Here is a 21,083-nt window from a genome sequence, read left to right as displayed (position 1 = left end):
CCATAGAGGTGTAGACCTCTGTGGTGTAGACCATTCTTAACACGGTTTTACCCCGCCCCGGAATCCTCCGTTTCGGAGTTGTGATGTTCCGGAACCTCACGATCCGCTACTTGGTGATCGCGTCCTCGAGCTCGTCGGCGTCGTCCTCGCGCCCGGGGGTCTTGAGGTCGAACTTGGTGATCGCGAACCGGAAGACGGCGTAGTAGACCACAGCGAAGACCCCACCCACGGGCAGGATGATCAGCGGTTTGGTGGCCAGGTTGAAGTTGATCAGGTAGTCGATCAGACCCGCCGAGAAGCTGAAGCCGTCGTGGACGCCGAGCGCCCAGGTGATCGCCATCGAGCAACCGGTCAGCAGCGCGTGGAGGACGTAGAGCGCCGGCGCGATGTAGCAGAAGGAGAACTCGATCGGCTCGGTGACGCCGGTGACGAGGGAGGTCAGGCCGACCGAGATCATCATGCCCATCACCTCCTTGCGCCGACTCGGCTTGGCGCAGTGCGCCATCGCCAGGGCGGCGGCGGGGAGGGCGAACATCATGATCGGGAAGAAGCCGGTCATGAAGATGCCCGCGCTCGGGTCGTGGTGCAGGAAGCGCGGGATGTCACCCTGGTAGGTCTGGCCCTGGTAGCGCCAGGTCCCGTACTGGAACCAGACGTAGGTGTTGATCAGCTGGTGCATGCCGATCGGCAGCAGCAGCCGGTTGGTGAACCCGAAGAGGCCCGAGCCCAGCCAGCCGAGGCGGGTCAGCCAGTTGCTGAAGCTGTTGAGGCCGGAGCCGATCGGCGGCCACAGGTTGACGAAGACGACGCCGAGCAGGGTGCCGACGCCGGACATCAGGATCGGGACGAGACGGCGGCCGTTGAAGAAGCCGAGCCAGTCGACCAGCTTGGTGCGGTGGAAGCGCTGCCACAGATACGCGGCAGTCAGGCCGACCATGATGCCACCCAGCACGCCCGGGTTCTGGCCGGGAAACTGCGGATGGCTGAGCGCGTCCTTGGCCGGGAAGGCGTCCAGGACGAACCGGTAGACGAGGAACCCGGCGACGGCGGCGAGCGCGGTCGAACCGTCCGCCTTCTTGGCCATGCCGATCGCGACACCGATGCAGAAGAGCAGCGGCAGGCCGATGTAGGCGTTGAGCAGCCCACCACCGGCGGCGGCGCAGACCTTCGCGACGTTGTCCCAGCCCAGGCCGGTCTTGCCGAAGACGTCGTCCTGGCCCAGCCGGTTCAGGATCCCGGCGGCGGGCAGGACGGCGACGGGCAGCTGGAGGCTGCGCCCCATCTTCTGCATGCCGCTGTAAAGACTCTGGAAGGCGGACGACCCTGCGGTGGCCTGCGCCGTGCTCATGCTCGACTCTTCTCCCTCGTCGTCGTGGGTCGAGTCGGGTCCCCCTCGTCCCCCCGGTCCCGTCCTGTGGTGCTGTGGTGCTCTCGTGTTCCGGCGCTCTGGTGGTCTGAGTCGTGCGCGGCTGACGGTCCGTCCGCGTTTGGTCCGTGCCCGCAAGTGGTGTAGACCAGTTGGGTGTGAGGCGTGCCCGTTGTGCACATCCTCGGGGCGCTTGGCGATCTTTGCTTGCGAAGTTGGGCCATTAGTGCGTTAACGTGACATCTCACGACGCCTGCCCTAAAACTGGATATCCCGGCCTAGAACAGGAGAAACCATGGCCAGCAAGGCTGAGAAGATCGTTGCGGGACTGGGCGGCATCGACAACATCGAAGAGGTCGAGGGCTGCATCACCCGCCTGCGCACCGAGGTTCACGACGCCTCCATGGTCGACGAGGCCGCGCTGAAGGCCGCAGGCGCCCACGGGGTGGTCAAGATGGGTACCGCGATCCAGGTCGTCATCGGCACTGACGCCGACCCGATCGCCGGCGAAATCGAGGACATGATGTGACGGACTGCGTGACGAACTGACGGAACGCCCGTCAGGCCGCCGCCGACGGCCCGCGCCCCGCCTGCGCGGGCCGTCGGCGTACCCGCCGCTCGGACCGCCGCTCGGACCTGCCGCTCGGGGCTGCCGCTCGGGCCGTCCGGTCGAGTCCGTTCCGCGCGGTTTCGGTAGGGTCGGGGACATGACTCGCATCGACGGCCGCAGCCCCGAACAGCTCCGTCCCATCACCATCGAACGCGGATGGAGCAAGCACGCCGAGGGTTCTGTCCTCGTCTCCTTCGGCGACACCAAGGTGCTCTGCACCGCCAGCGTCACCGAGGGCGTCCCGCGCTGGCGGCGCGGCAGCGGCGAGGGCTGGGTCACCGCCGAGTACGCGATGCTGCCCCGGTCCACCAACACCCGCAGCGACCGCGAGTCCGTGCGCGGCAAGATCGGCGGTCGCACCCACGAGATCAGCCGTCTGATCGGCCGTTCGCTGCGCGGCGTGATCGACCTGCGCGCGCTGTCGGAGAACACCATCGCCCTGGACTGCGACGTCCTCCAGGCCGACGGCGGCACCCGGACCGCCGCCATCACCGGCGCCTACGTCGCGCTGGTCGACGCCGTGCGCTGGGCCCAGGCGAAGAAGATCACCCGGGCCAAGGCCGAGCCGATCGTGGGCGCGGTCTCCGCCGTGAGCGTCGGCATCGTCGACGGCAAGCCGCTGACCGACCTCTGCTACGAGGAGGACGTCCGCGCTGAGACCGACATGAACATCGTCTGCACCGGCGACGGCCGCTTCGTCGAGGTCCAGGGGACGGCCGAGGGCGCGCCCTTCGACCGCGACCTGCTCAACCAGCTGCTCGACCTCGGCCAGCTGGCCTGCTCGGAGCTGGACGCGATCCAGCGCAAGGCACTGGAGGGCTGAGATGGCGGCGGTAGAACGGCAGCGCCTGGTCCTGGCCACGCGCAACGCCCACAAGGTCGGCGAGCTGCACGCGATCCTCGGCGCGGCCGGTCTCGACGTCGACCTGGTCGGCGCGGACGCGTACCCGGAGGTGCCGGACGTCCGCGAGACGGGCGTGACCTTCGCGGAGAACGCCCTGCTCAAGGCGCACGCGCTGGCGCGCGCCACCGGTCTGCCTGCGGTCGCGGACGACTCCGGCCTCTGCGTCGACGTCCTCGGCGGCGCGCCGGGCATCTTCTCGGCCCGCTGGGCGGGGAAGCACGGCGACGACACCGCCAACCTGGAGCTGCTGCTCGCCCAGCTCTCCGACATCGACACCCCCCACCGCGCCGCCCACTTCGCCTGCGCGGCGGCCCTGGCCCTGCCGGGCGGCGAGGAGCGCGTGGTCATGGGCCGTCTCCGCGGCACGCTGCGCTTCGCGCCCGTGGGGGAGTTCGGCTTCGGCTACGACCCGATCCTCCAGCCGGACGGATACACGGTCACCTGCGCGGAGTTGACGCCGGACCAGAAGAACGCGATCAGCCACCGCGGCGAGGCGTTCCGCGCCCTGGTCCCGGTGGTCCGGGAGCTGCTGGGCTGACGCCGGCGATGACGAGAGGGCTACCGCCGACTGGTGTCGGTGGCAGCCCTCTTCTCCGTGCGCCCGGTGGGACTCGAACCCACGACACACCGGACCTAAACCGGCGTCCTCTAGCCAACTGGGATACAGGCGCAGCAGGACCACCCTATCGCCCTGCGGCGTCACGGGGGATCGGGAGCCGGTTCCGGCTGTGGTTCCGGCCGCAGTAGGTGTCTGTTGTGGCGTGGCAGTTCGGGCAGAGGATGCGGAGGTTCTCCGGTCGGTTGTCGGCCCAGTCGCCATTGATGTGGTCGACCTCCAAGGTGAGGGCCCTTCCTTGCCAGACAGGGCCGATGCCGCAGGCAGCGCAGAGGTCCGGGCGGCCCAGCTCGTGCAGTGCCTGCCGCAGCCTCCAGCCTCGTACGCGACTGGAGTTCGGAGGGCGTCGGACGAGGACCTCGGCGGGGGACAACTTCTTCGGGCAGGAGCGACCCTTGTTGTAAGCCATGCCCGTGAAGTGACTTGTGTCGATCCCGAGGGCGCGGATTCGCCTGGCCACATGCGCGTGCGTGCCTCCCGCCGGCCGCAGATTCAGATGACGTAGCACCCCGGCATAGCTGTGCGAGGCGGCCACCGCCTCGGTGAGCAGCTCCGGCGAGTGTGTCCAGGAACGTGAGTCCGAAGGGATGGGCAAACCGTACTCGGCGAGCCGCTTGCGTAGGTAGCACCGTGCATGACTGCTGGGGTCCTTGCCCATGCGCCGCAGCATGTCGTCGAGTTGGCCGCCCTCGGCAGTGATCGCCGACAGGCATTCGCGCGTGTAGAGCACTCGCGTCGACATGGTCCACCCCCACAGCATCGGATCCAGATCTCATACGGAGAAACGAGGATCGAACGTGCGCGTCACGGCTGCGTGTGAGTGATCTGGGTCACACGCCCAAGGGGCGTTTGGCATCCATGTGGTTGAGACCAATAGGACTAGGCCAGTTTGAGCCATGGTGGCGCTGAGCTGCCTGTTTGGTGAACCTTAAGCGCTCTTAAGTGACACGTTGCCAAACGGGGTCTTGACGCTGGCCGATGGTCCAGGCCAATTTATCTGCGTGCGCAGCCGTTGACCCGAGACGACGTCCCTCGCGGAGGCAGCAGGTATGGAAGACAGACGTCCCACACGAGTGAAGGCACTGCTTGCAACATGTACCGCCGGGCTGCTGGCAGTCGGCGGGTTGGCGTTGGCCGGGGGATCGGCTCAAGCCGCAGCGACCGGGCAGTTGTTGGTGAACGGCGGGTTCGAGACCGGGGATCTGACCGGCTGGTCCTGCTCGGCCGACGACAAGGTGGTCACCACCCCTGTCGCGCAAGGGTCCTACGCGCTGTCGGGCACACCGACCGGCCAGGACGACGCGCAGTGTTCGCAGACCGTCTCGGTGCTGCCGAACTCCACCTACACCCTCTCCGGTGAGGTCGAGGGCGACTACGTCTACCTGGGCGACACCGGCACCGGTACCACAGATACGAGTAACTGGACGGCCTCCGCACCGAGTTGGCAGACGCTGTCGACCACCTTCAGCACCGGCGCGAGCACGACGTCGGTGACGGTGTGGGTCCACGGGTGGTACGGCGAGGGGACGTTCGGCGCGGACGCGATGTCCCTGGTCGGGCCGACGCCGACCGGCGGCGGGACCGGGAGTCCGTCCCCGAGTGCAAGCGCCAGTGCGTCCGCGTCCGCATCCGCATCCGCATCCGCGTCTACGAGCGCGAGCGCGTCGGCCAGTGCGTCCCCGAGCAGCACGGCGACGCCGCCGCCCGTGGACACGGGTTTCCACCACCCCGTCTACTTCATGCCGTTGGACAACTCGCCGCAGGCGATCTCCGACATCCTCGCCAACTCCTCGGAGAACCAGTTCAATCTGGCCTTCGTCCTCGACTCCGGCGGCTGCACCCCGGCGTGGGGCGGCAACGCGTCGACCCCCGTCTCCTCCGACTCCGCCGTGCTGGCGGACGTCAACGCGATCCGGGCCGCGGGCGGTGACGTCGCGGTCTCGTTCGGGGGCTACAACGGCACGGAGCTGGGCTCCAGCTGTGGCAGCGCGTCCGCGCTCGCCGCCGCGTACCAGTCCGTGATCAGCAAGTACAACCTGACCCGGATCGACCTGGACTGGGAGAACACCGCGCTCGACGCCAACATGGCCGTCCGCTGGGGCGCCATCAAGCAGTTGGAGTCCGAGGATCCCAACCTGATCGTCTCGCTGACGATTCCGGCCACCACCGTCGGCCTGCCCGACACCGGCAGGGACGAGATCCAGCAGGCCATCAACGACGGTGCGCGGATCGACCGGGTCAACCTGATGGACTTCGACTTCGGTCTGAACGGCGGTACCCAGACCGCTGCCGCCGAGACCGTCGCCTCGGACACGGCCGCCCAGTTGGAGACCCTCTACGGCTGGAGCGCGCAGACCGCCTGGGCGCACCTGTCCGTGCAGTTGATGAACGGTCACACCGACCAGCCCAGTGAGCTGTACACCCAGCAGACCTTCACCGACCTGCTCGGCTACGTGCAGGCCAACCACGCTGCGGCGTTCTCCTACTGGGACATCAACCGCGACCGTGCCTGCGACCCGAGCGTCGTGCACAACTGGGCCGACGGCGCGTGCTCCAGCGTGACGCAGAACCCGTACGACTTCACGAAGATCATCACCCAGTACAACGGCTGACCGCGCTCAACTGCCCGGAGAGCAGCCGTCGAGATCCCACCCGTGCCGGGAGGCCCCACACCCCGGCACGGGTGGTCGCGGAAGCACCACTCCGCATGACCGAGAAGCACCGCAGGTTCACCCCCACGACCCACGGAGTAGCTCCATGCACCAGCGTTCCCTGCCTGTTCCGTCCTCCCCGGAGCGGAGGACGAAACGCGGCACCGCCCTGGCGACGGTGACGGCGCTCGTCGCCGGATCCTTTGCGGTGGCTGCTGGATTCACCGGCGCCAGCGCCGCCTCCAGCAGTCTTCTGACGAACGGCGACTTCGAGGCCGGCAGCCTGAGCGGCTGGACCTGTTCCACGCTCGACTCGGTGGTCACCACTCCTGTCCACAGCGGTAGTTACGCGCTGGCGGGCGCGGCCTCGGCCGGTGACGACGCGCAGTGCACTCAGAACGTCGCGGTGCAGCCGAACACCACCTACACGCTGTCCGGCTTCGTGCAGGGCGACTACGTCTACCTCGGCGCCACCGGCACCGGCGTCAACGCCAGCACCTGGACGCCGGCCAACAGCAGTTACGGTCAGCTGTCGACCTCGTTCACCACCGGGGCGACCACCACCTCGGTGCAGGTCTTCACCCACGGCTGGTACGGCGAGGGCACGTTCTACGCCGACGACCTCACGCTGACCGGCCCGGCGGGTTCCGGCGGCGGGACCTCCAGCCCGTCCGCGAGTGCGTCCGCGTCGGCAAGTCCTTCGGCCAGCGCCTCGCCGTCGTCCTCCGCGAGCGCGAGCGCGAGCCCGAGCGCCAGCGCGTCCGCCTCGGCCAGCCCGAGTGCGTCGGCCTCTGCGAGCACCGGCAGCGGCGCTCCCGGCGGGGACGGGCTGGTCACCACCCCGAGCGGGATCACGGCCAAGGTCACCGGCAACGCGGTGACGCTCTCCTGGAGCGCCTCCACCGACAACTCGCAGACCGGCGACGCCCCGGCGTACTACGTCTACAGCGGCGCCAACCTGGTCGCGACCTCGATGGGCAGCTCGGTCACCGTCAGTTCGCTGCAGCCGAACACCGCCTACACCTTCACCGTCCAGGGCTACGACAAGGACGGCCACTCCTCCGCCCAGTCCGCGGCGGTCTCCGCGACCACGGGTGCGCTGCCGACGGGTGCGATGAAGTCGGCGTACTTCGACCAGTGGTCGATCTACGGCAACGCCTACTACCCGAAGAACGTGGACACGTCGGGCGCGGCCTCCGGCCTCAAGGTCATGACCTACGCGTTCGAGAACATCGACCCGACCAACCTGACCTGCTTCGAGACGGTCAAGGCCTCGGACTCGACCAACGAGTCGGACCCCAACGCCGGTGACGGCGCGGGCGACGCCTTCGCCGACTACCAGAAGTCGTACACCGGCGACATCTCGGTCGACGGCTCGTCCGACGCCTGGTCGCAGCCGATCAAGGGCAACTTCAACCAGCTGCGCGAGCTCAAGGCCAAGTACCCGAACCTGCGGATCGTCCTCTCCATCGGCGGCTGGACGTACTCCAAGTACTTCTCCGACGTGGCCGCCACGGACGCGTCGCGCAAGAAGTTCGTCTCGTCCTGCCTCGACATGTTCATCAAGGGCAACCTGCCGACCGGCATCTCCGGGGACGCCTCCGGCGGTCCGGGCTCGGCGGCGGGTCTGTTCGACGGCATCGACATCGACTGGGAGTACCCGGCGTCGGCCGCCGGCCACACCGGCAACCACTACTCGGCCGCCGACACCGCCAACTACACCGCGCTGCTCGGCGAGTTCCGCAGCGAGCTGGACGCGTACGGCGCGCAGGTGGGCAAGCACTACCTGCTGACGGCGGCGCTGCCGTCCGGCCAGGACAAGATCGCGCTGATCCAGCCCGCCGCGATCTCGAAGTACCTGGACTACGGCGACGTGATGACCTACGACATGCACGGTGCCTGGGAGACCGCCGGTCCGACGAATTTCCAGGACCCGCTGCACGACAGCCCGAACGACCCGAGCACACCGGTCGCGCCGGGCACGGAGAAGTACAACATCGACGAGACGATCAAGGCGTACACCACCGGCGATCCGGCCTACGGGATCACCGGCGGGTTCCCGGCCTCGAAGCTGGTGCTCGGAGTGCCGTTCTACTTCCGCGGCTGGAGCGGCGTCCCGGCGGGCAGCAACTACGGCCTGTACCAGACGGCGACCGGGGCCAGCCCCGTCCAGACCTACACCCAGCAGGCGGGCATCGCCGACTGGAAGGAGCTGGCGGCCCAGGGCCTGACGACAGGGGCCACCGTGCACTGGGACCCGACCACGCAGAGCTCCTGGATCTACAGCAACGGTGACTTCTACACCGGCGACACCCCGCAGGCCATCGCCGCACGCGGCGCCTACGCCACCGCGAACGGCCTGGGCGGCGTCTTCGCCTTCTCCTTCGAGGGCGACGACTCCTCCGGCTCGCTGATCCACGCGATGACCAGCTCGATGCAGTAACCGCTCGGCCCGTACGACATCAGCACGAAGCCCCCGCCGCACTGCGTCCGGCGGGGGCTTCGTGCTGATGTCGTACGGGGGCTGTCAGACCTTCAGGTCCTTGATCAGCTTGGCCACGTGGCCGGTCGCCCGGACGTTGTAGAAGGCGTGCTCGATCTTGCCCTGCTCGTCGACGACGAAGGTGGAGCGGATCACGCCGGTCACCGTCTTGCCGTACATGGTCTTCTCGCCGAAGGCCCCGTACGCCTGGAGCACCTCCTTCTCGGGGTCGGCCACCAGGGTGACCTTGAGGTGCTCCTTCTCGCGGAACTTGGCCAGCTTCTCGGGCTTGTCGGGGGAGACGCCGACGACGTCGTACCCGGCCTCGGCCAGCACGTCCAGGTTGTCGGTGAAGTCGCAGGCCTGCTTGGTGCACCCAGGTGTCAGTGCGGCCGGGTAGAAGTAGACGATGACCTTGCGGCCGAGGTGGTCCGCGAGGGAGACGGGCTTGCCGTCGGCGTCGGGCAGGGTGAAGGCGGGGGCGGTGTCGCCGGGCTCAAGTCGGGCACTCATGCTGCCGACGGTACCGCCTGGCACCGACGCGGACCGGTCGAGACCGGCCGGGACGCGGCCCCGGCCCGCCCGGCCCCGGCGATACCTGAGCCGGAGCGGGGTGCCGCTGCGCGCAAGGCGGTGCGACCTGACAGACTGTCCGTCAGGAGTAACAGTCGGGTAGGCGAGCGAGAGAGGTGTCCTCGTGGGCGAGGTCAGCACCAGGGACGAGAGCCGGGACAGGCGCAGCGCTGCCCAGATCGAGGCGGACATCGTCCGCACCCGTGCCCAGCTGGCGGAGACGCTCGACGAGCTGGCCGTCGCGGTGCATCCCTCGACGCTGATCGGTCAGGCGCGGGAGTCGGTCAAGGCGAGCATGGACCGCACCGTCGGCCAGGCCTTCGTCACGCTCAACCGCGGCGTCGAGCAGGTGAAGGCGCAGTTCGTGGACGAGAAGGGCCAGCTCCGCAAGGAGCGCGTGGTGCCGGTGGCCGCGGTCGGTGCCGCGGTCGTGGTCGGCCTGGTGCTGCTGCGCCGGAAGAAGTAGTCCTGCAGTAGTCCTTCGAACGAAGGAACCTTCGGCTGCCTGTACGGTTTCCGCGTGAACGCGGAAGCTCTGCGTGAGCGCGGAAGTCGACGCAGAGATCAGCGCGGATGAGATGGCGGACGGGACTGTGAGCAAGAAGCACGACTCCTCCTTCGGCGAGAAGCTGCCGATCCGGATGCTCCACGACCGGGTCCTGGTACGCACCGAGGGCCCGGAGGGGGATCGTCGTTCCACCGGCGGCATCCTTATCCCGGCGACCGCAGAGCTCTCCAAGCGATGCGCCTGGGCGGAGGCGGTCGCCGTGGGCCAGAACGTGCGCAGCATCGAGCCCGGCGACCGGGTCCTCTACGACCCGGAGGACCGCGCCGAGGTCGAGGTGCGCGGCATGCTCTACGTGCTGCTCCGCGAGCGCGACATCCACGCGGTCGCGTCCGAGCGCGTGAGCGAGGCGGACGGCAGCAGTACCGGGCTGTACCTCTAGCCGAAGCTGTCGCCGATCCTGCAGCCGAACTTCCGGCCGAGCCAGAGCCCCTCGCGGTTCGGCTCCGTCCCGTCAGTTCGTCACGGGACGCCGGGAAATCGCAGCTCAGCGGCCGTCGGCCTGATCGCGGGAGTGACGGCCGTGGCCGCCGCCCCGGCCGAGGCGGTGGCCAAGCCGGCCGCGGCCGCCTGCGCCTTCGCGAACGGCACGACGGGCACGTCGGGTGCCAACAAGCACGGTCTCCCCGAGTTCTTCGGCGGCTCGGAGTTCACCAAGCCGAGCGCGACCACCTGCCACGACTTCAACCTGTGGTCGGGCCAGGTCGGTGTCAGCTACGAGGGCTGGCTCTACTACGGCGACGGGAACTGGGGCGCGTGCACCGAGGGGTACGTCAGGTACTCCGGCGGCTCCATTCTCCTGTGCTCCAACGTGGCGGCGGGCACCATCGAGGGTGTGACCTCGAGCAACGGGTCCGGCCAGGGCATCGAGATCGAGGACTGACCTGATTCGACACGCCGCCCCACTGCCTTTCCGGCGGGCGCCGGCCCGCCGGAGGGGCGGTGGGGGTACGGACCGGCAACACGGGTCTGTATCTCTGATCACAGCCCAGGTGAGGGCCCCGCGAACGGCGTAGAGTCCGGGACATGAGTGAGCACTTTGATGTGGTGGTGCTGGGGGCAGGCCCCGGCGGTTACGTGGCCGCGATCCGGTCGGCGCAGCTGGGCCTGACCACGGCGATCGTGGAGGAGAAGTACTGGGGCGGGGTCTGCCTGAACGTGGGCTGCATCCCCTCCAAGGCGCTGCTGCGCAACGCGGAACTCGCGCACCTGTTCACCCAGGAGGCGGACACCTTCGGCATCCGGGTCGAGGGGAAGGTCAGCTTCGACTACAAGGCGGCGTTCGAGCGCAGCCGCCAGGTCGCGGACGGCCGGGTCAAGGGCGTCCACTTCCTGATGAAGAAGAACAAGATCAAGCAGTTCCAGGGCCGCGGCACCTTCGTCGACGCCAACACCCTGCAGGTCGCCCTGAACGACGGCGGCACCGAGACGGTCACCTTCGACCACTGCATCATCGCCGCCGGCGCGACCACCAAGCTGCTGCCGGGCACCTCGCTGAGCCCGCGCGTGGTCACCTACGAGGAGCAGATCCTCAGCGACTCGCTGCCGGAGAGCATCATCATCGCGGGCGCCGGCGCGATCGGCGTCGAGTTCGCGTACGTGCTGCACAACTACGGCGTCAAGGTCACCATCGTCGAGTTCCTGGACCGGATGGTCCCGCTCGAGGACGCCGACGTCTCGGCGGAGCTGGCCAAGCGCTACCGCAAGCTCGGCATCGACGTGCTGACCTCGACCCGGGTCGACTCGATCGACGACAGCGGCGAGAAGGTCCGCGTCACGGTCACCACCAAGGACGGCTCGCAGAAGGTGCTGGAGGCCGACAAGGTCCTCCAGGCGATCGGCTTCGCCCCGCGCGTCACCGGCTACGGCCTGGAGAACACCGGCGTGAAGCTGACCGAGCGCGGCGCGATCGACGTCGACGCGCGCTGCCGCACCAGCGTTCCGCACATCTTCGCCATCGGCGACGTCACGGCCAAGCTGATGCTGGCCCACGCGGCGGAGTCCATGGGCATCGTCGCGGCGGAGACCATCGCCGACGAGGAGACGATGGAGCTGGAGTACGTGATGATCCCGCGTGCCACCTTCTGCCAGCCGCAGATCGCCAGCTTCGGCTGGACCGAGGCGCAGGCGCGCGAGCAGGGCTACGACGTGAAGGTCGCCAAGTTCCCGTTCACCGCCAACGGCAAGGCGCACGGCATCGGCGAGCCGGGCGGCTTCGTCAAGATCATCGCTGACGCCAAGTACGGCGAGCTGCTCGGCGCGCACCTGATCGGCCCCGATGTCACCGAGCTCCTGCCGGAGCTGACGCTGGCCCAGCAGTGGGACCTGACGGTCACCGAGGTCGCCCGCAACGTGCACGCGCACCCGACGCTGGGCGAGGCGGTCAAGGAAGCGATCCACGGCCTGGCCGGACACATGATCAACTTCTGACGCGGCGACAGCACGCCGCGGCGGGAGGCGACAGGACGCGGCGACAGTTCGGCTGATCGTCGTTGATCGTACTGAGGGCATGGAGCACGATGGCTCCATGCCCTCAGATGTTTTTGTGCGTCAGGCAGTACCCGCGGACTACGACCGGATCGTCGCCGTCGCGGACGAGTGGTGGGGCCGTCCGATCAAGGCCACCCTGCCCCGGCTCTACCTGGACCACTTCCACGCCACGAGCCAGGTGGCGGAGGGAGCGGACGACGCCCGGCTGGCCGGGTTCTTCGTCGCTTTCCTCTCCCCCTCCCTGCCGGAGGAGGCGTACATCCACTTCGTCGGCGTCGACCCGTCCCTGCGGGGGACCGGCCTGGCGCGCCGCTTCTACCGCGAGTTCTTCGCGTACGCGACGCAGGCAGGGCGCAGCGTGGTCCGCGCGGTCACCTCGCCGCGGAACGAGGGGTCGATCGCGTTCCACAAGGCGCTGGGCTTCACGGCCGCGGGGCCGGTGGAGGGCTACAACGGGGAGGGCACGAGCCTCGTGCTCTTCGAGCGGGCGCTGGGCTGAACTTCTTGCAGGTGATGAGCCATGCACGTGCCAGGGGCCCGCGCCCCGCAGGTGCTGCGACTCCGCTGCGACGAAGTCCTCAAGGCACCAGCGGTGCCTGGGCCCGGCCGCCCTGGCTGCCGCTCGGGGTGGGGATCGGGGGGCCCGAAGGGGTTGAGGCCGTGGAGGGGATGGACGTCGGCGGGGTGAAGGGCGGGGAGTTGGACGGGGTGCTCGGCTGGGTGGTGCCGCCGCCCGTCGTGCCGCCGTTGGGGGTGCCGGTGTTGCCCGGGGACGGCGTGGCCGTCGGGGTCGGGGTGGCCGTGGTCGTCGGGGTCGGCGTCGCCGTCGGCTGCTGGGTCGGCGGGGTCAGCCAGGTGCCGGTCTGGAGGTCGAACGGCTGGTCCGGCTGGTTGGCCAGGGCCGCCGTCATGTAGTCCGTCCAGATCGCCGTCGGGAAGCTGCCGCCGTTGACGCGGCTGAGGCCGGCCGCCGAGCCGAGCGAGATCCGCTTGCTCGCGCCCTCCTGGGCGAACAGGCCGACAGACGTGGACAGTTGCGGGGTGTAGCCGACGAACCAGGCGGACAGGTTGCTGTCCGTGGTGCCCGTCTTGCCCGCCGCGTCGCGGCCCAGCGCCTGGGCCTTCGCGCCGGTGCCGTTCTGGATGACACCCTGGAGGACCTGGGTGACCGTGTCGGCGACGTTGCGGCTGAACGCCTGCTTCGCGGTGTGGCTCGGCAGTCCCGGGTTCTCGTTGAGATTGGCGTTGGAGATGGACTGCACCGCCCACGGGGTGATCTGCATGCCGTGGGCGGCGAAGGTCGCGTACGCGCCCGCCATCTGGATCGCGTTGGGGGAGGCGACGCCGAGCGCCAGCGTCGCCGAGCTCGCGCTCATCGACGGGGTGTCCGGCGGCAGGCCGGCGGCGATCGCGGCCTGGCGGACGTTGTTCAACCCCGCGTCCGCCGCGACCTGCGCGAACACCGAGTTGACCGAGTTGTCCATGGCGTTCTGGACGCTGATCTCACCGTAGTTGACATTGTCCTCGTTCGGCGGGGCCCAGGCGGCGACGTTCGAGGGCAGGCCCTGGACCGGGCGGCCGCTGGTGCCGTCGTAGAGGGTGTACGGGGTGATCGGCTGGCCGGACTGGGTGACCGCCTGGTTCTGCAGCGCCGCGGCCAGGTCGAAGGCCTTGAAGGTGGAGCCGACCTGGATGTCGGTGCGCAGCGCGTCGTTGTACGGCTGGGACGCGTAGTCCGGGCCGCCGTAGAGAGCGACGATCTTGCCCGTGCCGGGGTCGACCGAGGCCGCCGCGGCGCGGACGTCCTTGGCCTTCGAGGTGTTCGGCAGCGAGTTGCTGAGCTCGGTCTGCACCGAACCGACCAGGCTCTTCTGGTCGTTCTTGTCGAAGGTGGTGACGATCTTCCAACCACCCTGCGCCAGCTGGTCCCTGGTGACGACGTTGTTGCTGACCAGGTAGTTGTCGGCGGTGTCGATCAGGTAACCCGCCTGCCCCGACAGGCCCTTGACCGGGGCGACCGGCTTGACCTTCGGGAACGCGGCCTGGGCGCGCTGCTGCGGCGTCAGGTAGCCGAGCTTGGCCATGCCGTCGAGGACGTAGTTCCAGCGGTCCGTCGCGGCCAGCTTGCCCGCCGGGGTCGCGGTGGCCACGTCGTACGCGCTGGGCGCCTGCAGCAGGGCGGCCAGGTAGGCGCTCTGCTCGGCGTTCAACTGCGAGGCGTTGATGCCGTAGTAGGCCTGCGCGGCGGCCTGGACACCGTAGGCGTTGCGGCCGAAGTAGGAGGTGTTGAGGTAGCCCGCGAGGATGTCGCCCTTGCTTACGGTCTGGTCGACCTTGAGCGAGATGAAGAACTCCTTGAGCTTGCGGCTGACCGTCTGCTGCTGGTTCAGGTAGTAGTTCTTCACGTACTGCTGGGTGATCGTCGAACCGCCCTGCACGCCACGGCCGTTCAGGGTGTCCCAGGCGGCGCGGAGCATGCCGGTGGGGCTGACGCCCTGGTTGGTGTAGAAGGTGCGGTCCTCCGCGGAGACGGCGGCGTGCTGCATCTCCGGCGAGATCTGGTCGAGCGGGACGATGATCCGGTTCATGTCACCGGTCTGCCCGATCTCCGTCTTCCCGTCGGCGTAGTAGTAGACGTTGGCCTGCGCCACGGCGGCGGCGTTGGCGTTCGGCGGCTCGACCCGCAGGTAGATGCCGACGAAGGCGGCGACGCCGAGGCCGACCAGGCAGAGCAGGCCCACGGTGGACATGCGCCAGGTCGGGATCGCCCGGCGGTACCAGGGCATGGCCCTGCGCTGCGCCTTGCGAGCCGCCTTCTTCGCCCGCCGTCGATCGCGCCCACTGGCGCCCATGCCGCCTCCTTCAGCCCGGTCCTCGGCCTCCAGCGTGGTGCGGTCCATGGGGTTGGCGAGGCTGTCCGGATCGTCCATGCGGTCCATGCCTCTGTCGCTCCTGCCCATGCCGTCCTGCGCTTCGCCTTCGACCTGCCGGACCTGCTGTCCTGCAGAACCTCAGGGGCGAGGCCGCTCGCGCCGCCTCGCCCGCTTGATCATTAAACGCCCGAATCATGGCATTCCTGACTACTCTGCCGGATCGATCGTGCGGTGGCGAACAAAGATCACGCCGGAGGGCGTTTTGTGGCGGGCCTGTGACAGTCCTGCGTGGGCCTCGGCTACGCTGTGAGAGCTGAGTCACAGTGAGGTCGAGGAAAGTCCGCTCGTCGGACCGTCCGTCGAACCCTCGCTGCGGGTCGGTTGCACCGCAGCAGAACCCACAACCGAAGAGCGTTGGCGAGAGCCCCTTCGTGGCACCCCCCGGGTGTCGGCGAACGGGGCCATTTCGGCGTTCCCGCGCGAATGCGACCACCTCTCGCCATGGCCGCCGACATGTCGACTTTTGACGGGCATGCACGCGACAGTCCGCCGCTCCCACCTGGCCTGACCGCCACCGGTCCCCGGCCTGACCGCCACTGATCTGTTCGACCGCTGAGAGAGGAGTGTGATGTACGCCGCAGTCTGCGCACGCGGTTTCCGGCGCTACTCCACCTACCGCGCCGCCACCTGGGCGCGCGTGATCACCAACACCGTCTTCGGCTTCATCCTCGCCTACACCTACCTGGCCCTCTGGCGGGTCCGCCCCCACCTCGGCGGGTACGACCTGTCGGCCGCCCTCACCTACGTCTGGTTGGGCCAGGCCCTGTTCGCCTTCCTCTGCATGGCCGGCATGGGAGTGTTGGACGACCTGCAGACCCGGATCACCAAGGGCGACATCGCGGTGGACCTGTTCCGCCCGGTCGACCAACAGGCCTGGTGGCTGGCCGTCGACCTGGGCCGGGGCGGCTACCAGCTGCTCGCCAACGGCCTGGCGCCGATGCTGATCGGCGGACTCTGCTTCGACCTGCGCCTGCCACAGGGCGGCGCGTTGCCGGCCGCGGCGACCTGGGCGGCCTTCGCGGTCTCCGTCGTCCTTGCGCTGCTGGTCAGTTACGCGTTGCGCTTCCTGGTCGCGCTGACCGCCTTCTGGTTGCTCGACGGTCGTGGAGTGCAGATGATCTACTACCTGACCTGCAACTTCTTCGGCGGCTTCTTCCTGCCGATCACCCTTTTCCCGGCTCCGTTGGAGATGCTGGCCCGCGCGCTGCCCTTCGTCTCCGTCTTCCAGGTCCCCGCCGACGTCTTCCTCCAGCGCTACGACGCCGTTGGGACGGCGGCGGCGCTCGGCGTGCAGGCGGCCTGGGCGGTCGTGCTGCTCGGAGCCGGGCGTCTGGTCCAGGCCCGCGCCGTGCGGAAGGTGGTGGTCCAGGGTGGCTGACCTGACATCAGGCCAGGCATCGGGCCATGCATCGAGCCTGACCTCGGGCCTGGCATCGGGGTTCGCCACGGAGCTCCGGCACGCGTTGCGCAGCTACGGCTGGATCGTCGCGATGTGGACCCGCGCGGCCCTCGCCTACCCCGCCTCGTTCTGGATGACGACGGTCGGCAACATGGCCGCGTCCGGCATGGACTTCGTCGTCATCGCCGTGATCTTCCTGCACACCAGCGCGCTGGGTGGCTGGACGCTGCCCCAGCTCGCCTTCCTCTACGGCACCTCCGGGCTGACGCTGGGCCTCGCCGACCTGCTGGTCGGCAGCATGGACCAGCTCGGCGAGCGGGTGCGCGACGGTTCCATGGACACCACGTTGGTCCGGCCGGTGCCCGCGCTGGCCCAGCAGGCCGCGGACCGGTTCGCGCTGCGGCGGCTCGGCCGGATCGTGCAGGCGGGGACCGTCCTCACCTGGTCGCTCGGCCACCTCGATCTGGAGTGGACGCCGGCCAAGGTGTTGGTCTTCGTCTCGCTGGTGGTCTGCGGGGCGGTGATCTTCGGCTCGGTCTTCGTCGCCGGAGCGGCGTTCCAATTCGTCATGGCCGACGCGTCCGAGGTCCAGAACTCGTTCACCTACGGCGGTATGACGATGCTTCAGTATCCGCCGACCGTCTTCGCCAAGGACCTGGTCCGCTGCACCGTCTTCGGCGTCCCGCTGGCCTTCGTCAACTGGCTGCCCGCGCTCTATCTGCTCGACCGGCCCGATCCGTTGGGACTGCCCGGGTGGTTCCGCTTCGCCTCACCGGTCGCCGCACTGCTCAGCGCCGTCGTCGCCGGGCTGCTCTGGCGGGCGGGGGTTCGCGCCTATCGCAGCACCGGAAGTTGAGTCTGAGTCTTCGTCATCTCACTAATTCAGAAAGGGAATTGCCGTGAACGAGGTGCTGATCGAGGTCGAGGGCGTGACCAAGAGCTTCACCCTGCGCCGCCGCACCGGACGGTTCCGGCGCACCAAGGTCCGGGTGGACGCGGTCGCCCGGCTGGACTTCCAGGTCCGGCGCGGTGAGATGGTCGGCTACATCGGGCCGAACGGCGCAGGGAAGTCGACCACCATCAAGATGCTCACCGGCATCCTGCTGCCCAGCGGCGGCCGACTCCGGGTCGCGGGCGTCGACCCGATGCGCGAACGCGTGCGCCTGGCCCAGCGGATGGGCGTCGTCTTCGGCCAGCGCACCACGCTGTGGTGGGACCTGCCGCTGCGCGACTCGTACGAGCTGGCCCGGCGCATCTACCGGATCCCGGACGCCGTCTACCGGCGCAATCTCGACCGCTGCGTCGAACTGCTCGAACTCGGCGAGCTGTTGGACGTGCCCGTGCGCCAGCTCTCGCTCGGCCAGCGGATGCGCGGCGACATCGCGGCGGCGCTGCTGCACCAGCCGGAGGTGCTCTATCTCGACGAACCGACCATCGGGCTGGACGTGGTGAGCAAACGCCGGGTCCGCGAGTTCCTCGCCCAGGTCAACGCGGAGCAGGGGACGACCGTGCTGCTGACCACCCACGACCTCACCGACATCGAGCAGTTGTGCTCGCGCGTGATGGTGATCGACCACGGCCGGGTCGTCTACGACGGCGACCTGGACGGCCTCCACGACCAGGGCCGCAGCGAGCGCACGCTCGTCGTCGACCTGGACCGGGAGGTCCCGCCGATCGAGCTTCCGGGAACGCGGGTGCTGCGCGTCGAGGGCGCCCGCCAGTGGCTCGCCTTCCCGGCCGCGGCGAGCGCGGCTCCGCTGGTCGCGGCCCTGGCGGGCCGTTACGAGCTGCGCGACCTGTCGGTGCGTGAGCCGGAGATCGAGGACGTGATCGCCCGGATGTATGCGGGGGAGGGAGAGGGGGCGGTGGAGCCGGTCGCGGGGTGAGGCACTGAGGAGGTGGGCCTGTCGTAGCCGGATCCTGACGGCAGGCACACCCCCGTTTCGGGACAACTAACCCTCGGCGCAGTGAAGATGTTGTGCACTCAGCCACAGCGGGTGGGCGGGGCCTGCAGCGGCCCTAAGAAACGGATAAAGTCCGCATGTTTGAGAGTCAGCCGACATCGCGTTCCGTCGATGCCGACCGTTCGATGGGGGACAGTCCCGTGGCCACTCCGCCGCAACCGCCCGGCCCTGGCAACCCGTACGGGCAGCCCGGCCCGTACCAGTCCGCACCGCCGCCCGGCCCGTACTCGCAGCCGAATCCGTACGGCGGCCAGCCCAACCCGTACGGGGAGCAGGTGCCGGCGCAGGCCAACCCCTACGCGCAGCCGGCCGCGCCGCAGCAGGCGCCGCCCTTCCCGCAGCAGGGCGGAGCGCCGATGCCCCCGGCCCCGCCCGCGTACGGCTACCCGCAGCCGGGCGCACAGCCCGGGATGCAGCCGGGGATGCAGCCGGGGATGCCGGGCATGCAGCCGGGGATGGACCCCGGCGGGATGTACGGCGCGCAGCCGATGGGCGCGCCCGCGCCGAACGGGCTGACCTGCCGGTTCTGCGGCGGCTACCCGGCGATCGACGCCACGGTGCGTGGGCACCGCGGAATGTTCTTCGTCATGTCCTTTCGGCGGTTGCCCGGCCCGTTCTGCAAGACCTGCGGTACGGCGGCGATCCGCGACATGTCCGCCCAGACGTTGGTGCAGGGCTGGTGGGGTTACGGATCGTGGATCTTCGCGCAAGTTGCGCTGGTCCGGAACTTCCTGATTCACAACAAGATCAAGGCACTGCCCGAGCCCGCGCCCAACCCGCCCGGCCCGCCGATGTACCCGGGCAAGCCACTGATGAACCGCCCGCAGGCGCTGGGCTTCCTGATGCCGGTCTTCGTGGTGCTCATCTTCCTGATCGCCGTGATCGTGGGCTTGTCGAGCGGCAGCAGCGACCCCACCTACGTCCCGCCGGTGACCACCCCGACGGCGACCGCCACGGACAACCCGACGGACGCCCCGACGGACAGTCCCACCGACAACCCGACCGACAGCCCGTCGACGGGCGTCGGCACGGACCCGGCCCAGAGCGCTCAGGTGGGCGACTGCCTGAAGAACAACGGCACCAACTCCAGCCCGGACATGCAGATCGTCACCTGCGCCTCGGGCCTGTACCAGGTCGAGCAGCGTCTCAACAACACGACGGACACGACCGCGTGCCCGGCGGACTCGACGGAGAACTACACGTCGTACGGTGACAACTTCGTGCTCTGCCTGAAGACTTACTCCTGACGGACCGTCGCGTCACCGGTGGGGCGTCGCACATCACGTGCGGCGCCCCACCGGCGTTTCGCTCCGCCGCCTCAGACCGGCAGGGACGTGAGCGCCCGGTGCACCAGGTCGACGGTGGGCAGGGTCGTGGACGCGTGCGCGGAGAGCCGGAGTTGGTCGGGGCGGGTGGTGGCCACCACGCCGTGCTTGGCCAGGTGTTCGCCGACCAGCGGGGCCTGCGTGCGCGGCATGGCGAAGGCGACGATGCCCGCGCGTTCCTGCTCCGCCTCGGGGGAGAGGACGACGCCGCCCGCGCTGCGGACCGTGTCGATCAGCTCGGCGGTGCGCTGGGCGATGTGGGCCTGGATCCGCGCCACGCCCGCATGCTCGACCAGCTCCACCGCGGCGGCCAGCGCGCCCGCCGTGACCGGGCTGAGGTTGGTGAGCGAGAACCGTCCGGCGCCCGGGGCCACCGCGTGCTCCTGGCTGTCGAAGACGCCGACGTCGACCACGCCCGTCCAACCGGTCAGCGTCGGCTCCAGCCGCTCCAGGGCACGGTCGGAGGCGTAGAGGAAGCCCGTCGACCAGCCCGCGCGCAGCCACTTCTGACCGCCGGTCACCAGCAGGTCCGCCGCCGACCACGGCAGGTCGACGACGCCCATGCCCTGGATCGCGTCGACGATCAGCAGCCGGTCCGGGCCGATCACCTCGCGGATGCCGGCCAGGTCGGCGCGGTAGCCGGTGCGGTAGTCCACCGCGGAGACCGAGACGGCCACCGTCTCGGGCGTCAGCGCCTGCCGGATCAGCTCCGGCGTGATCCGGCCGAACGCGTCCGGCTCCAGCGAGACCGGCTGCACCCGCCCCAGCCGGGCCGCCCGCAGCCAGGGGTAGGCGTTGGACGGGAACTCCCGGGCGGGCACCAGCACCGTGCCGTGCGGCAGCCCGAACGCGGCGTGGAAGAGCCCGGTGCTCGCGTTCGGCAGCAGCGCCACCGCGTCCACCGGCACGCCGCCCAGCAGCCGCGCCGCCGCCTGACGGGCGCGCAGTTCCTGCTGCATCAGCTCGTCCACGGTGTCCGAGCCGGCGCGGGCGCTCTGCTCCATCAGCCGCCGGGTGATGTCCAGCACGTCCTTTGAGGGCGGTCCGAAGCGGCCGAAGTCGAGGTAGCCGGTGGGCTCGGAGAACCGCTCGCCGTAGCCGGAGAGCCCGGCCGTGGAAGGGGCCGCGCTGTGGGGTCGCGTGACGGAACTGCTGGACGACATCGTGGATCTCTCCGGCGGTTCGACCGTTTTGCTGGCGGGCGG

Annotated in this window: 19 protein-coding genes and 1 tRNA gene; 14 read left to right on the top strand and 6 right to left on the bottom strand. The window is 69.3% G+C overall.

What is annotated here, in order from left to right:
• Nucleotides 1–106: 106 nt before the first annotated feature.
• Nucleotides 107–1,348, bottom strand: coding sequence for a PTS transporter subunit EIIC (locus ABH940_RS31275; protein WP_370106820.1), 1,242 nt, complete (start codon nucleotides 1,346–1,348; stop codon nucleotides 107–109).
• Nucleotides 1,349–1,661: 313 nt separating this feature from the next.
• Here ABH940_RS31275 and ABH940_RS31270 point away from each other — a divergent pair, with 313 nt between their 5' ends.
• From ABH940_RS31270 to rdgB, 3 genes are all read left to right on the top strand, one after another.
• Entirely contained in the window at nucleotides 1,662–1,895 is a 234-nt protein-coding gene (locus ABH940_RS31270; RefSeq protein ID WP_370067837.1) for a glucose PTS transporter subunit EIIB, read from the top strand.
• Nucleotides 1,896–2,073: 178 nt separating this feature from the next.
• Entirely contained in the window at nucleotides 2,074–2,799 is a 726-nt protein-coding gene (rph, locus tag ABH940_RS31265) for a ribonuclease PH (RefSeq protein ID WP_370067834.1), read from the top strand.
• Between the two features lies 1 nt (nucleotide 2,800).
• The gene (gene rdgB / locus ABH940_RS31260; protein WP_370106819.1) at nucleotides 2,801–3,418 is read left to right on the top strand and encodes an RdgB/HAM1 family non-canonical purine NTP pyrophosphatase; all 618 of its coding nucleotides are present in this window, start codon (nucleotides 2,801–2,803) and stop codon (nucleotides 3,416–3,418) included.
• A gap of 58 nt (nucleotides 3,419–3,476) precedes the next feature.
• On the opposite strand, the gene ABH940_RS31255 is transcribed toward rdgB, so the two are convergent.
• Nucleotides 3,477–3,551: transfer RNA gene (locus ABH940_RS31255), tRNA-Leu, on the bottom strand.
• A gap of 12 nt (nucleotides 3,552–3,563) precedes the next feature.
• Nucleotides 3,564–4,226: an HNH endonuclease signature motif containing protein gene (locus tag ABH940_RS31250; RefSeq protein ID WP_370067829.1), complete on the bottom strand. Its 663-nt coding sequence runs from the start codon at nucleotides 4,224–4,226 to the stop codon at nucleotides 3,564–3,566.
• Nucleotides 4,227–4,545: 319 nt separating this feature from the next.
• Here ABH940_RS31250 and ABH940_RS31245 point away from each other — a divergent pair, with 319 nt between their 5' ends.
• Nucleotides 4,546–6,108, top strand: a complete 1,563-nt coding sequence (locus ABH940_RS31245) for a carbohydrate binding domain-containing protein (RefSeq protein WP_370106818.1) — start codon at nucleotides 4,546–4,548, stop codon at nucleotides 6,106–6,108.
• A gap of 145 nt (nucleotides 6,109–6,253) precedes the next feature.
• Nucleotides 6,254–8,590 (top strand): glycosyl hydrolase family 18 protein, encoded by a 2,337-nt coding sequence (locus ABH940_RS31240; protein ID WP_370067824.1) that lies wholly within the window; start codon nucleotides 6,254–6,256, stop codon nucleotides 8,588–8,590.
• Nucleotides 8,591–8,674: 84 nt separating this feature from the next.
• Here the strand turns inward: ABH940_RS31240 and bcp are convergent, their stop codons facing one another.
• Nucleotides 8,675–9,142 (bottom strand): thioredoxin-dependent thiol peroxidase, encoded by a 468-nt coding sequence (gene bcp / locus ABH940_RS31235; RefSeq protein WP_370067821.1) that lies wholly within the window; start codon nucleotides 9,140–9,142, stop codon nucleotides 8,675–8,677.
• A 184-nt stretch (nucleotides 9,143–9,326) separates the two neighbouring features.
• On the opposite strand from bcp, the gene ABH940_RS31230 reads away from it, so the two are divergent.
• From ABH940_RS31230 to ABH940_RS31210, 5 genes are all read left to right on the top strand, one after another.
• Complete coding sequence (locus tag ABH940_RS31230) at nucleotides 9,327–9,668, top strand: DUF3618 domain-containing protein (protein WP_370067819.1); 342 nt, start codon at nucleotides 9,327–9,329, stop codon at nucleotides 9,666–9,668.
• A gap of 112 nt (nucleotides 9,669–9,780) precedes the next feature.
• Nucleotides 9,781–10,149: a co-chaperone GroES gene (locus ABH940_RS31225; RefSeq protein ID WP_370067966.1), complete on the top strand. Its 369-nt coding sequence runs from the start codon at nucleotides 9,781–9,783 to the stop codon at nucleotides 10,147–10,149.
• A gap of 141 nt (nucleotides 10,150–10,290) precedes the next feature.
• A complete protein-coding gene (locus tag ABH940_RS31220; protein ID WP_370067817.1) occupies nucleotides 10,291–10,650 on the top strand; it encodes a hypothetical protein in 360 nt (119 codons plus the stop codon).
• Nucleotides 10,651–10,793: 143 nt separating this feature from the next.
• Nucleotides 10,794–12,197 (top strand): dihydrolipoyl dehydrogenase, encoded by a 1,404-nt coding sequence (lpdA, locus tag ABH940_RS31215; protein ID WP_370067815.1) that lies wholly within the window; start codon nucleotides 10,794–10,796, stop codon nucleotides 12,195–12,197.
• A 97-nt stretch (nucleotides 12,198–12,294) separates the two neighbouring features.
• Nucleotides 12,295–12,756 carry an N-acetyltransferase family protein gene (locus tag ABH940_RS31210; RefSeq protein WP_370067813.1) on the top strand — a complete coding sequence of 154 codons (462 nt, stop codon included), beginning with the start codon at nucleotides 12,295–12,297 and terminating at the stop codon, nucleotides 12,754–12,756.
• A 79-nt stretch (nucleotides 12,757–12,835) separates the two neighbouring features.
• Here ABH940_RS31210 and ABH940_RS31205 read toward each other — a convergent pair whose 3' ends face one another.
• Nucleotides 12,836–15,196, bottom strand: coding sequence for a transglycosylase domain-containing protein (locus tag ABH940_RS31205; protein WP_370106817.1), 2,361 nt, complete (start codon nucleotides 15,194–15,196; stop codon nucleotides 12,836–12,838).
• A gap of 562 nt (nucleotides 15,197–15,758) precedes the next feature.
• Here ABH940_RS31205 and ABH940_RS31200 point away from each other — a divergent pair.
• From ABH940_RS31200 to ABH940_RS31185, 4 genes are all read left to right on the top strand, one after another.
• Nucleotides 15,759–16,568 (top strand): ABC transporter permease, encoded by an 810-nt coding sequence (locus ABH940_RS31200; RefSeq protein WP_370067809.1) that lies wholly within the window; start codon nucleotides 15,759–15,761, stop codon nucleotides 16,566–16,568.
• Between the two features lie 37 nt (nucleotides 16,569–16,605).
• Nucleotides 16,606–17,445 carry an ABC transporter permease gene (locus tag ABH940_RS31195; RefSeq protein ID WP_370106824.1) on the top strand — a complete coding sequence of 280 codons (840 nt, stop codon included), beginning with the start codon at nucleotides 16,606–16,608 and terminating at the stop codon, nucleotides 17,443–17,445.
• A gap of 37 nt (nucleotides 17,446–17,482) precedes the next feature.
• Complete coding sequence (locus ABH940_RS31190; RefSeq protein ID WP_370106823.1) at nucleotides 17,483–18,475, top strand: ATP-binding cassette domain-containing protein; 993 nt, start codon at nucleotides 17,483–17,485, stop codon at nucleotides 18,473–18,475.
• A 218-nt stretch (nucleotides 18,476–18,693) separates the two neighbouring features.
• Nucleotides 18,694–19,800: a hypothetical protein gene (locus tag ABH940_RS31185; protein ID WP_370106816.1), complete on the top strand. Its 1,107-nt coding sequence runs from the start codon at nucleotides 18,694–18,696 to the stop codon at nucleotides 19,798–19,800.
• A 71-nt stretch (nucleotides 19,801–19,871) separates the two neighbouring features.
• Here the strand turns inward: ABH940_RS31185 and ABH940_RS31180 are convergent, their stop codons facing one another.
• Nucleotides 19,872–21,041, bottom strand: coding sequence for an aminotransferase class V-fold PLP-dependent enzyme (locus tag ABH940_RS31180; RefSeq protein ID WP_370067805.1), 1,170 nt, complete (start codon nucleotides 21,039–21,041; stop codon nucleotides 19,872–19,874).
• Between the last annotated feature and the right edge of the window lie 42 nt (nucleotides 21,042–21,083).

Origin of the sequence: Streptacidiphilus sp. BW17, from assembly GCF_041262485.1 — a bacterium.
Classification (GTDB): Bacteria; Actinomycetota; Actinomycetes; order Streptomycetales; family Streptomycetaceae; genus Streptacidiphilus.
Note: the sequence above shows the minus strand (reverse complement) of the source record. Positions and strands in the feature narration are given on the sequence as shown.